The organism is Mesorhizobium sp. WSM4312 (genome assembly GCF_002294875.1).
In the GTDB taxonomy this organism is placed as follows: domain Bacteria; phylum Pseudomonadota; class Alphaproteobacteria; order Rhizobiales; family Rhizobiaceae; genus Mesorhizobium.
On sequence record NZ_NSFU01000004.1, the window covers coordinates 343,189 to 355,965 of the forward strand.

The 12,777-nt window shown below is 57.0% G+C and carries 8 protein-coding genes; 6 read left to right on the forward strand and 2 right to left on the reverse strand.

What is annotated here, in order from left to right; translation table 11 throughout:
• Positions 1–40 precede the first annotated feature (40 nt).
• From CK228_RS08715 to CK228_RS08725, 3 genes are all read left to right on the forward strand, one after another.
• Positions 41–586 (forward strand): DUF6650 family protein, encoded by a 546-nt coding sequence (locus CK228_RS08715; protein WP_095787542.1) that lies wholly within the window; start codon positions 41–43, stop codon positions 584–586.
• Positions 587–726: 140 nt separating this feature from the next.
• Positions 727–1,647 (forward strand): hypothetical protein, encoded by a 921-nt coding sequence (locus CK228_RS08720; RefSeq protein ID WP_179295847.1) that lies wholly within the window; start codon positions 727–729, stop codon positions 1,645–1,647.
• Between the two features lie 169 nt (positions 1,648–1,816).
• Positions 1,817–2,617 (forward strand): TIGR02391 family protein, encoded by an 801-nt coding sequence (locus tag CK228_RS08725; RefSeq protein ID WP_095787543.1) that lies wholly within the window; start codon positions 1,817–1,819, stop codon positions 2,615–2,617.
• A gap of 21 nt (positions 2,618–2,638) precedes the next feature.
• Here CK228_RS08725 and CK228_RS08730 read toward each other — a convergent pair whose 3' ends face one another.
• A complete protein-coding gene (locus CK228_RS08730) occupies positions 2,639–4,810 on the reverse strand; it encodes a hypothetical protein (protein WP_095787544.1) in 2,172 nt (723 codons plus the stop codon).
• Between the two features lie 195 nt (positions 4,811–5,005).
• Between CK228_RS08730 and CK228_RS08735 the strand changes: the two genes are divergently transcribed.
• Positions 5,006–5,752 carry a hypothetical protein gene (locus CK228_RS08735; protein ID WP_095787545.1) on the forward strand — a complete coding sequence of 249 codons (747 nt, stop codon included), beginning with the start codon at positions 5,006–5,008 and terminating at the stop codon, positions 5,750–5,752.
• Positions 5,753–5,909: 157 nt separating this feature from the next.
• Entirely contained in the window at positions 5,910–6,533 is a 624-nt protein-coding gene (locus CK228_RS08740; RefSeq protein ID WP_095787546.1) for a hypothetical protein, read from the forward strand.
• A 16-nt stretch (positions 6,534–6,549) separates the two neighbouring features.
• Here CK228_RS08740 and CK228_RS08745 read toward each other — a convergent pair whose 3' ends face one another.
• Positions 6,550–7,722 (reverse strand): hypothetical protein, encoded by a 1,173-nt coding sequence (locus tag CK228_RS08745; protein ID WP_095787547.1) that lies wholly within the window; start codon positions 7,720–7,722, stop codon positions 6,550–6,552.
• Positions 7,723–8,105: 383 nt separating this feature from the next.
• Between CK228_RS08745 and CK228_RS35700 the strand changes: the two genes are divergently transcribed.
• Positions 8,106–9,767 (forward strand): NACHT domain-containing protein, encoded by a 1,662-nt coding sequence (locus CK228_RS35700; protein WP_245437994.1) that lies wholly within the window; start codon positions 8,106–8,108, stop codon positions 9,765–9,767.
• Positions 9,768–12,777 lie beyond the last annotated feature (3,010 nt).

Sequence of the window (12,777 nt, forward strand, 5' to 3'; positions counted from 1 at the left end):
CCGCGCCAATGATGCGAATCTGGAGTGGAGGGGATAGTAGATGGCAATCGTTCGGCGAAGCTTCGACGCCATTCGCAGCAGGCTCACCGGCATCGGGTTCCTCAGTATTAGCGCGAGCTGGAATCCGCCAGTCGCACAACGGACCGTGATCTTGCGGCTTTTCAATTTCTTGGAGAATCGGCGTGTGCTCTACGTTCCGATGCATTTCGAGGTTCCGGACCAAGTTGATCAGTCTGTGATTCAGATTCGCAATGAGCTTACGCAAATCTTGAACGACCTTCCCGAGAATTCGCCAGCTGCACGGCGCGTCCGGCATCTGCGCACAGCCTCCCGGCGTTTTCTGGAGGATGCGCCGCCTGACTACCGAAACATCGCATATCGCCTGCGCAATGACGTCGATCATGGATCCCCGATCCGGCGGCATGATCATGGCGAGCGCCCGTTGACGCCTGGCTATTTCGTGGCGTTGGGGGAGTTGCGGGCAATCTTCGGATTTCAGCTTTCGGCACTCGCCGCTGAATTTGAGATAGACGTGGAGGAAGACCTTGCGTCAATCTTCCCCATTGCTGTTGAGCGCCACGATTGAATCTGTAGCGCTTCAAGATTGACGCCATGCTGACATGTGCGTGCGGATAAACGTCAAGGCTGGGGGATTATGTGACCGGGCGTAGGGGCAGGGATTCAACCGGCGAGTGGCCAACTATCACCGAAAAGCATTGGTATGTGTTGGCTATCGTCAGTGCGACGTTCACGGCCGTCGCTATCGTAGCCGCTTTTCTGTTCATTTTCGGTGACGGCTTCGATGGCGAGCGTGATACCCGCTTAGCCCAAGCGCTCGCCCCGTTCGGTGTTGCACTGTTCGCGCTGGTAACTTTTTGCACTGTTAGCTGGCGAGGTTCCATTAGCGTTCGGCAGGCCAATCAAGCTGAGAACGAAGGGCGCGCAAAACTCCTTCAGGAGGGAGCTAAACTTTTGAGCGAGCCAAGCAAACCATCCCATGTGTCTGCCGGTGTCGCTACTCTAAGCGTGCTGATTCATAGCGGGCAAGGGGACTACGCGCGGAGCGCAATGAACCTGCTCGCTGATTTTGTCGAAGATCACATGCGTAACTATCACGGCAACCGGCATCGAGAAGAGATTTCCGGCGTCATGCGGTCCGGGGACGAGGCGGGTTTTAACACCGGTCGAAGCATTACCTTCTACGTTGTGGAACCCGAAGAGGATTACCACTACGACGATGATACTGTATACTGGCACTACATTCCAGGATTCGCCTCAGTAAGATATTTTGGAGGGGAATTTCCGATCGACGACGAATACGAAATTGATAGCCTGGAAAATGCATCGTTTAACGGGGTTACAATAGCGCGATGGAAGCGCGTAACGGTGGACGGTCGATTTGAGAGATCCATGTTTAAGAATTGTGGTATCGCTCGTGTCGGCTCGATTGATTCACTGAATCATCATGCGAATTATAAATATGCTTTTGAGAAATGTGATTTCTCGAATTGCATATTTGCGGATGAGAGAATCCTTGCTGTAGATTTTCGAGAGGGTGAAAATTACTTTCGGGCTGATGCTCCTCCTAAACTCTCTGGCGGAACTGCCGCAATCGACTGGGCTGCGTTGCTTAATCAGAGAGCATGACTCAACGTCGTTAATCAATAATCTCCCTTTTGGGTCTTTCAGCCTCAGTTCCTGTACCTTTGGCCGTTGTCCGCTTCAAACTAGTCGCCGCTTGGCTATCTAGGGGACTCCACATGCCCTGTGACAAATTGGGGTCGATACGCTACCACGTCAGAGCGCAGAGGGTGTTATGGCTTCGTTTTCCCAAGAGCAGCTGCAGGCAATTGCGGATGCACTCGCGGATACTTCGGAGGGATTGAGAGGTTCCGAAATTGGTCACCTTCTGACGAGCTGTCGTATCAAGGATACCGATCCCGCTATCACGAAGAGACATCGTCTCTACAACGCCTTCACCCATGAGCAGAATACGCGCCGCGATCGCACTCGCATCATTGGGTTCATCCGGAAGGCCATGAAGCCGGCGCGATTTGTCCGCGAGCCTGAACGCTTCGAACCAATGCGTGCGAACCTCAACCGGGCGCTCGCGTTCACCGGGCTTTCGGTCGCCGCTTCTGGCGAGCTATCAAAGGCAGAAAAGGTCGAGACGCTCGGGCAGGCAGAGCGGCGGGCGCGAGAGCTGCGCGAAGACCTCGCCTCACGCGGCGTGCATCCGGACGTAATGAAGTTCTGTCGGCAAGAACTGGTGCAGGACAACTATTTCCACGCTGTGCTCGAAGCGGTGAAAAGCATCGCCGCCAAGGTGCGATCTCGCACCGGGCTGGATGACGACGGCGCCGTGCTCGTCGATAGGGCGTTCTCGGGGACACTTCCGATGCTGGCAATCAATGCCCTCGCTACCAAAAGCGAGCAGGACGAGCAGAAGGGCTTCGGCAATCTCCTGAAAGGGACGTTCGGGATGTTCCGCAATCCCACGGCACATGAGGCGCGAATAAACTGGGCGATGTCAAAGGAAGACGCCGAAGACTTGCTGTCGCTTGTTTCGTTGATTCACCGTCGCCTGGACGCTGCCAGCATGCCTCCGCGGAGCTGATAGAAGGCGGTTGGCCCCCCTCTATTCGCCTAAAGCCGGACGCCGCTTTCGAAGTTCGCGCCACGCGCGGTCTTCTCTTCGTAGGAGTGACTGTTTATGCCTTGCACGCACGTTCTTAACCGCGTGTCCGACCTTGGCGATGTCGGCACGCAGCCGATCTGGTGAAGCGCCCAAAGTCTCAGCTATAGATTCCGCCGTGGTGTTTTCCCGCATGAATTCGCGAGAAACCACTGCCATCTCGGGACCAACGGGGAATATGCTGCGGTGGATATCTATGTGGTTACCCACGATTTCCAACTGGAAGGGGTTGTCCAAAGCCCGGATGAAACGATCCGGCGTCGGCTGATCCCCGTGCCATAAATCGTAGAGAGCGGATCGATGCAGCAGAGTCACATCATCGGTGACGTGGTGCGCCGTCTTTGCGTGCACATACCTGTCCTGGAAGAACCTCGTAACAGCAGACCAGTCCGTGAAGTAGACGCCATCCTGCAACCCTGGCAAAGAGAACGGCAGCGAATTCAGGATGCAAGGGATGAGCTCCTTGTTTGCAGCGTCCGGGCCAAATTCCTCGGTTAGGATATCCGGATATTGCCGAAGCGCGCCCGCCAGGCGCTGGAGTTGGCGCGCGTTAGAGCGGTTTTCAAGCGCGAAGTAATATGCCTGTACCGGGTTTCGGCCCGAGAGGCTGCGATTCTTACACTCAAACAGAAAAACACGGTCGCCCCAGACAAGGATGGCATCGAATTCATATACCTCTCCCTGGCGTTTGACCTTAAAGCCCCGGCAATCCATTCCGCGATCAATGAAAAACTTGCGTACGCTGGTCTCGAAAGCGGCTCCCTTGCGTGACAGCTGCTCACGCAGTCTGGAGAGGTTTGAGAGGACGACGCTGACGATATGGGTGGCGAGAACGGCCGGAGCGAAGAGAAGAAGCTTCCCGCTGGAGGTCCTTACCAGCGGGCAGTCATACATGTCACGGCTAGTCCGTCCCAAGGACACATGCCCGAGAAAGATTCGCGTCGCCTCCGCAGAGAGCCCTACTTGCTGCAATCTGGCCGACAGTTCGGCCTCTTCGATGAGGATTACGCCAGCAGGGCTACTTTCGAAGCGCTCCTCCGCTAGGCCTTTCAAGAATGTGTAGCCACGCAGCCATTCGACCAAGCGGAGTTTGCCGGGCCGAGCAAGATCCTCGACCACCGCGTAGCCTAGTATTGCGGACAACGATACGGCCGAATGAGCCTCCTCGGCCGACACGTAAGCATCGGGAAGCAGAGGAGCAGGGCCAGCGATGCCGCGTAGTCCCTGACGCATTCGCGTTTCAAAGGACATCTCCAGGAATGTCTGCACCAGACGGTCCTGGAGCCGTTCGTTGGCGATGAAATCCCACAGCCACGTTTCCGTCGGGCCTGTGTCGATTACGCGCTGGATATTGTCGGGCAGCCCCTTTGGACGGGCCTCGCCCGTCAGTTCGGTCCACTCCGTCTCTAGAAATCTGTGGTGTTCCTCGGTGCGTTCCCACCGACCCCAACAGATACCGAGGATTTCGGTGGAGCCCGCCTTGTAGATACTTTCCTCATCCGCAGGTTCGAAATCTGGCACGACGAGCAGGCCGTTCTTGTCGAACCAATCGTTGGTATGCCCTTCCATCAAGAGGGTGCTGGTCAGAGTCCTGACGATCGCGTCGGTGGCCGCATCAGGCGAAAAGTCGTTGCCATCGTCGTCCTTCAGGACAACGCCTGCCATGGCCTCAAGGGTTTCTCCCTTGCGTATGGCCGCAGCGACGCGCTTATTTACGTCCTTATACTGAGCGTTTGCGCGCTGAAGATAAGCGGCTACCCGTACGTCAGGCAGCAACTTCGATATCTCAGCGCGAGAAAGCAATGTTAGAATGGCGCGGTAGCCATTCTCGATCGTTCGAAACGTCGTGCGGACGCTCTCAAAGCTAGACAGCGCGCCGTCTCCCAAGCGTTCCCTGAGGTATCCGGCCAGTCCGTCGAGCAGACCGTCTCGTAGCTTCTCGCGCTTCGGGTCTGGATGCCTGAGAACTAACCGCCCGCATCGCTTTACGTGGCCCAGCAGTTCGTCGGCGAGCGCTTCATCGAGCTCGATCGCGTCTAGGTGAGCTTTAAGTTTTTGCCACGACAAGTCGTCGAGGGCGTCTTTGATCTCGCCTTCACTAAGTTGCTTTTCCATGTGACTTATCTGCGGCTTGAATGCGCCGGAGTCCTTTTCAACCAAATGGCTGCAATCTCTGAGCGCAGATCTGGTGCTTTCGCAAGGGCACGTGCAACATTCAGTTGAGAACTCTACACGGCTCACCGTGAAAATTATTGGTTTAGCTACTGAATGAGCCGATTAGAGTGCCAAGCTGGCTCTTGGGAATCTGTCATGATCATCGACCAGAAGCATCCCATCTCTTGGTCCCTCGTCGAGCGCGGCGCAGACGGCCGGAAAGTGATGACGGATCCCGCAATCACAAAACCATTCCTCTATCACATGCTGGAATGGCGTTACGCCAAGCTGATTTTCGAAACAAACAAACTGCGGCTCTCGCCCGTTCGATGTTGGCAGGACCCCTATGAGCGGTGGTGGTGCGATCGTCTGTTCAATCGCCCCGGTCCGTTGTCGGGATTTCAATCGTACGGCTCGTGTTGGACCACAGGTGCACATGACGAACCGCGTTGGCGAATGGCAGGCTTTGGCCCCGACAAGGAAACTCCTGTTGTGCGAATCCGCTGTCGTGTGGACGCGATGGTGAACGCGGCAAAAGGCCTCCTCGTGAACAGCGCCGGCTCCGCTTTTCTAGGCCGCGCCCAGTATCGTGGCGAGAGAACTCTTGTTCGTCTGGCTCAGTCGATCGCAGAAGGATCGAAGAAAGAAGTTACCCGGATGGCCGCGACCATGCTGTTGCACAAGCGGCGGGCCTTCAAGTTCGAAGACGAAGTGAGACTCCTTTGGTTGGACAAGCAGGCATTGAGAGAGGCTGTCTATGTCGACATCGAGGCGAAGACGTTCATCAATCAAGTGATGATTACACCTCATGCAAGCCCCGCTGAAACGGCGAACATCAAACGGGAGATGAAGCTCTTTGGCGTATCTTGCCTCGCGTCTGGCGTGTTGAAGTCGCCGCGTTAGGTCGGTCTGCGAATTCTTGTTGTCTCACGAGCGTTTCAGCGGCTTGCTATTGCCATGGCGGCCCGTTGGCTAAGCCAGTGGCGCCGCAGCTCTTGAATGGCCGTCTGCATCATCGCTACTGTCGGTGCAGCAGCGAATTTTCATCGAAGCAGTGCCTATGCCCCAAGATTTGTTGCCTCGAATTTTTCAGGCCGACCTTCACCGTTTCTACACGCGCGTCGTGCTGCCTGCGCTGGACAACCTGCCACTCCATACCGGCGTAAAGATCAGTGGGCCTGCGGCATCTACGGCGGAGTTTCTCGATCACGCCCAGATGCACACGTCGAACATGCTTGCTTTCGAAGCGCGGCGCAGCTTCGCGCTCACGCTGGACGGGCTCTTTGAGCGCCAGCTCCGGATTTGGGCGAGGATACATGTCCCGGAAAATCGGCGTGCCGGTATTGCCACCGTGGAAATCAATAAACTTGTCCGAGGGACCGGTTTGCGTCATGGCCTTGACCTGGAAACAGGGCAAGTAAGGGCGACAATCGAGGAATTACACCTGCTGGGAAACGCCGTGCGGCATGGCGACGGAGGTTCTCTGACCAAGTTGCGTGACCGTGCTCCTCACCTTTGGCGTTATGCGGACAACACCGTCGCTGCAAAGTCGGAAGAGCATGCCATTCTCAGCGAAGGCATCCAGCTGTCTGACCGCGACTTCGCGCGCTACGTGCGTGCTGTAACGCGGTTTTGGGGATTGGCTGACGGGGAGCCAGGCGCCGTGGTCGACGTGCCGTATTGAAGGTGGGCGTTGAAAGTTAGGTGGTCGCCGCTTGCGCAAACCGCGCCGCGAGCTGGCCGGGTATCGCTTCATAGCTTCCGGCCTTTTCGACATGTCGAGCGAGGGCGGCAAACGTTTCCGATTTCTGCCGGGCAAGCCTGCAGGCTTCATAGGTTCGCTTGTCGACGTAGGTCACGTCGGCATAGGCGGCGAGGCAGGCTAGATAGCGGTCTGTCAGTTCACTGCCGTCCCATTCATGAGTGTCAGGGTGAAAGCGTCGAATGGCATTGTAGATGACGCCCGAGGGCAATTGGTCCTCCCTTACCCGCGCAATGAGCTCCGGCCAGGGTAGGTTCAACTGCATGTTCAGCACTTCCAGCTTCCTGCGGAAAACCGCCATATCGCCGAGGTCGGCGAGGGTCGTGTCAGGGCCGATATCCGACAGATCAAATCCCCAAGCTTGCAGAATCCGAAGCCCCGGGTTGTCGGGCCGGACAATTTCCGCGCCGATGCGTATGACGTCTTTCATAAAAGTACGCGATGTATCGTCCGCGTCGGGAATGCGTTGGTCGCCGCGCTGCCGGATATCTGCCGCCAGGCGACCATGGAGGCGCTGAAACTGCTGCACCATATCATCCGGCGCGCGTATCCGATCCTTGAGAAGGTCCATGACCTTGGCATTGGCGTTGCCGGCGAAGTCGGATTTTGAAATTGCCACCACTTCACGGGTGCGCTTTTCGCTGTGCACAAAGCTCTCGCGCAGAATCGTCCAGCTTTCGAGAAACGGCCGCACAAGGTCAGCGCCGCTGGTGAGGCGAAACATATTTTTTGCCGCTTCTTCGCGCACCACTGCGGTGCTCGCAGCCGGATTCTGGAATGCGGCGGCAATTTCGAAGGATTGCAGGCTGGCGACGGAGCCAACAATGTCTTCCTTCTGGAACGAGGTGATGGAGGCCACCAGCGACAGCGACTGAAGGTACGCGGCACGTTGCGCGGCCACTTCCTCGCTTCGGTGCGAGAACAGCTCCTGAAAATGATGCCATGACAGCAGCAAAACACTACCGGTTTCCATGAAAGCCTGATCGAAGGTTTCGGCCCGCCTTACGCGCGCGCTGTCCTTACCCGCCTTGTCCCCGGCGATAGCGCCGAGATGGGAAGAATCCAGGGCAACGAATTTCGGGAGAAGAAACTTACGGCCAAGCGTTTCCAATATGGGTTCCTACCAAAGGTTGCCGTCATCGTAGCCGGTCAAATACGCTGGGAAGTAGTAATCTACAGCCGCTTGAAGCGGTTAGCTGAAAGTTTTCGTTTGGAAGTATTAGCCCGGACTATGATTGCGAATCAGAATCGCACAAACTTCCGATCACGCCATCATGACGAGTTGATAATCCCTTGCGCAAGCCTGCGAAAAAGAAGGTCACGACGACCAATCTGGTTAGGCCCAGCCGTGACGGTGACCAGTTTCATTACCTGTGGGCTGCGCGCCGCTGCCTTAGTCTTCTTCCTCCCGGATCGGACCTCAGGTCGGTTACTGTCGAGGGCGCATCCCCGTCAGACAGGACTGCAAAGGGACCAATTACAGCCGGAGAGGAAGTGATCGATCTCGCCGAGTATTTCGGGGATCGTGATCTTGCTAGGGCAACCCTTGTTCGTTACATCCAGCTCAAACATTCGACCGAGGCTCCAAACAAGCCATGGCCGGCAAGCGGGCTTGAAAACACGATCACCGGCTTTGCCAAGCGATACAAAGCCATTCTTACGGCTTCGGTTAAGACCGGAAGACTCCCGACCCTCGAGTTTCTTTTCGTATCGAACCGACCAATCAGCCAGGCAGTGACGGAAGCGGTCGAGAACGCTGCGAAAGGAATTGCGGTCAAGCCAGCGGATTTGAAGAAACTGGAAACATATACCGGGCTGAAGGGAGCCAAGCTCGCTGACTTCTGCAAAGTGCTGAAGCTTGAGGGCAGACATGATGCACTGTGGGATCAGCGAAACATCCTCTTCCAGGATGTCAGCCAGTATTTGCCAGATGCCGATGTCGATGCACCGACGCAACTGAAGGAACTGGTGAACCGCAAGGCGCTCTCCGAGGCGGCATCCAATCCCAGTATTGAACGGATGGACGTGTTGCGGGCCTTGAAGGCTGACGAGGGGCGTCTCTATCCTGCGCCCTGTCTTATCGAGCAATTGAGCGACGCCATCCCGCGCAAGCAAGAAGGCGACCTGATCAAGGCCATTGTTCGCGCCGGAAACAGGCCGGTGGTGGTGCATGCCGAGGGAGGGATTGGCAAGTCGATTTTCGCCACCCGCATTCATCTCGGGCTGCCGCCTGGCTCTGAGAGCGTTCTCTATGATTGTTTCGGAAACGGCCAGTATCGCAGCGCAACCGGGTACCGTCATCGCCATAAGGATGCGCTCGTCCAGATCATCAACGAGCTCGCCGGCAAGACCTTATGTCACTTGCTGATTCCGACCTCGCATGCAGGAGCGGTCGACTATCTTAAGAAATTTATCTTTCGGCTCGAACAAGCCGTTAGCCTTCTTCGCGCGAAGAACCCGCGGGCCTTACTGTGCATTATCATCGATGCCGCGGATAACGCGCAGATGGCGGCGGAGGAAATTGGCGAGGCGCGGGCATTCATCCGCGATTTGCTAAGAGAACAGATACCGGACGGCGTGCGTATCGTTGCGCTCTGCAGGTCGCATCGCCAGGATAAACTGGACCCGCCGCCAAACGCGCTGCCGCTTGAGCTGGAATCTTTCGACCGGGATGAGACCGCCGCACATCTGCGTCACGCTTTTCCGGACGCCAGTGAACAGGACATTGACGAATTTCATCGCCTCAGCTCGAAAAACCCACGTGTGCAGGCACTGGCCCTTTCAGGTGGTGGGACCTTGGCAGAAATTCTGCGTGAGCTAGGCCCCAATCCGACCACGGTCGAGAAGGCGATTGGAAACCTGCTGGCTGCAGCCATAGCCAAGATGCGCGATGAAGCCGGCGCGGTGGGGAAGACCCAGATTGACAGCATATTAAGCCGCTTTCTTCAGGTAGCGCCTATGTTGCAGCGGCACTGCCGCAACTTATGCTGGAGGCGGGACAGTTTGAAGAGTTGGTGGCGCTCGCGCTCTCTTCGGAAGCGTTGCCGGAGCTCAATCCGCTCGACCGGCGTGATGTCGAGCTTCAGCGCCTGCAATTTGCACTTAAAGCGAGCCTTCGTGCCAAGCGCTATCTCGATGCTGCCAAACTTGCCTTAAAGGCCGGCGGCGAGACGGCAGGTGATGAGCGCCAACGGGCACTTCTCCAAGGAAACACGGATCTGGTTTCGGCCCTCATGGAAGCCGGCCGCGCTCAAGAACTCGTTTCGCGCAAGATTTTTGGATCGCGTTGGGTCGGCTCGCACAATGCTTATGAAGCGGCGCTGATGTCCGGCTATGCCGAGCTGCAGGGCGATGCGCGCAGCCGATTACGCATGGCCACAGAATGGGTACGCAACTGGTCACGGCTTTCTGAGAAGGAACGCGGCCGCGAAACCATGACCGACAAAGATATCGGCGAAATGGCCATCGCATACTTCAATATCCACGGCGCACGAGCATGCGCTAACAGCCTAATGGGGTGGACGCCGCCATCGGTTCCCTTCAACGTCGGCCGGTACCTTGCACATCGCTTCGTCGATCACAGCCGCTACAAAGACCTTGATGACCTCGCGCTTGCTGCAGGCGACAACATCTACCTCCTGCTGGCTATTGTCGTGGAATTGCGTGAGGTCGACCGCACGCCCCCAAAAGAGGCTCTTGCAAAGTGCCTCAAGCAATTGTGCAAGCCATTGGTCACATTCGACGCGGGCGACAACTGGAACGCTCACGACCGCCCGCTGATGGCGGTGACCGCGTTGGTCGAGGCATGCCATCGCCTGTCTGTCGGCACGACAACGGTACTTGCAAAGCTTTTGTCGCGCTATCTACCCAAGGAGCCACCACGGGGACTAGGCACCCGTTTCAATGATGCGCGGGCACCGATCATTCTCGCCTACGCCCTGCACGCGGCATTGCTCGGAAAGACGCTGAATTTGCTCGACCTTGCGCATGCCGAGCTTCGTGCGGAGATTGAGAAGGAAAACAATTATTCCCAGTCGCAAGAAGCCCGGGAGTTCAAAGAAGACGTCGGGGCCTTGTTGCCATGGCACACGCTTTGGGCGGAACGGCTGGTAAAAGGGGCCGGTAAGGCAGGGCTGGCACGCGCCATTTCGCGGACAATCACGGAATCCGCTTCTGCCGCGCGGATCAACCACCGCGAAGAGTGGCGTACCGCCGATCAGGTTGCTCACCTCTGGTTGGCCATCCTTGTGCGCGCCAAGACGACCGACAGCACATCCATTAAGAGGCTTGTTGACTGGACCGCAGGGCTAAAGAGGCCCCTTTATACTCCGACGCTTGCAGGGCTTGCGCGTTCCATGGCGCGTTCTGCAGGGCTATCAACTCATGCGCTTCAATACGCGGCGCAAGCATTTCAGCTGACAAAGGATGAGCGCGACCACGCCGATTCAAAAGCCGAAATGTATGTAACCTTGGCAAGATCGGTGCTCGCCACAAGCCGGTCGGAAGCCGAGGCGTACTTCAACCAAGCTGTTGAGGTTGCCAGCAAGGTTGGCAACGAAAATGTGGACCGCTGGGCAGCGCTTTTGGATTTGGCGGAAGCTGCCGCCGATCAGGCGCAACCGGCGCCTGAAATGGCTTACAACCTCGCGCGCTGCGCCGAAGTGACCTACGACTATGTTGCACGGGACAAGCATTTCGACTGGCATCGGACAGTTGAGGCCATCGCAGCTCTCTGCCCCGTATCATCCTTCGCCATATTAAGCCGGTGGCGCGACCGTGCCTTTGGCCGACCCGGCAGGGTTTTGGCGGCAGCAGTAGAGTACCTTATTGAGCGAAAAGTGCTGGACGCGCGAAAGGCGCTGCCTCTGATCGGGTTCCGTGCGGAATGGAATGAGGCAGATATACTCGCTTCCGCGCTCGATGCCTGCGGGACGAAAGCCGAGAAACAGTCTGTCGCGGATCTCGGCTACCACTACATCAAGATGCAAGGACACACCGTTGCGACATGGCGGAAGGTTCGAGACCTGTTCGCCAAGCACCGTATTGCCGCGCCTGATTTGCAAACGCGCCTTGACCAGCTCGACCGCGATGAGAGGAAGCTGGATGCGGACAATGAAGCGAGCGGCAACGGGCGCCCGTCGAAACGCTGGAACGAAGATGCCAAAAAGGATTGGCGCGCGGTTTTCCGGGGCGTCAATCCGGTCGTGGCAAACGAACTCTCAAAAGCCCAGCAGCGATTCCGCAAATCCGAACCGCCATTCTATCAAGATCAATTTTTTCAGCAGGCCATTGCACGCATTCCTGCGGGGAAAGAAGCGGAATTTGTTATCGCTTTGGCTGAGGCGCCAGAATTTGACCTTTACCACCTCCGGAGCTTCCTCGAGGCGTTTCCGGCCGCGTGGAAAACGAGGCTTTCCATCAAGGCAGCCCTAGCTGCCGCCTTACGCAGCTTCGGCCGCCGCTATTGCCTGGATGTGACTCGCGGCCGCCACTACGAAGTACTGCCGTTCAAGACCGCCTGTGAATTGGCCGGCGTTCTTGAGGGCGATGTCATTGAAGTCGTTCTGACGGGTATCGGTGAGGTTACTGAGATTTTAGATGTCGGCCGGCTGTTTACGCTGGTGGGCCTGCTTGCCGGCAAGCTAACCCGAAGCGAAGCATCCGACGCGCTTGGCTTCGGTCTGAAACTTTTCGATGCAGTCCTTAAAGATACCGACGGCGACGGGCCGTGGTCTGCCGCGCTCGCGCCTGGAGGGGATATCGATAGCGCGGTTGCGGGGTATGTCTTTGGCGCGCTGGCCTCACCCCGCGCCACACGACGCTGGGAGGCCGCGCACGTCGTTCATGCGTTCTGCGAGCTTCGGCATCGCCCGGTCATTTCGGCGTTGGTAGCGTATGTTCGCGGCAATGTGGGCGGCGCGTTTGCCGATGCCGGGCTGTTTTTCTACAACCTGCATGCGCGTCAGTGGTTTCTGATTGCTCTTGCACGGGCAGCCAGGAATTGCCCCGATATTGTCGCTGCTCATTCTGATTTCATCTTCCAAAATATGCGCCCGCCAGAGGCTCACGTTGTCTTTCGTGAGTTGGCGAAACGTGCAGCGCTTGCGCTGATCGATGCTGGATTGCTTGATCCGGAGTTACGCGCACAAATCTTGGCAGTGAATGT

Coding starts and splice junctions, on each gene's coding strand:
- CK228_RS08740 (WP_095787546.1), top strand. CDS start 5,910: ATGCCCCAAGATTTGTTGCCTCGAATTTTTCAGGCCGACCTTCACCGT.
- CK228_RS08725 (WP_095787543.1), top strand. CDS start 1,817: ATGGCTTCGTTTTCCCAAGAGCAGCTGCAGGCAATTGCGGATGCACTC.
- CK228_RS08735 (WP_095787545.1), top strand. CDS start 5,006: ATGATCATCGACCAGAAGCATCCCATCTCTTGGTCCCTCGTCGAGCGC.
- CK228_RS08730 (WP_095787544.1), bottom strand. CDS start 4,810: ATGGAAAAGCAACTTAGTGAAGGCGAGATCAAAGACGCCCTCGACGAC.
- CK228_RS08715 (WP_095787542.1), top strand. CDS start 41: ATGGCAATCGTTCGGCGAAGCTTCGACGCCATTCGCAGCAGGCTCACC.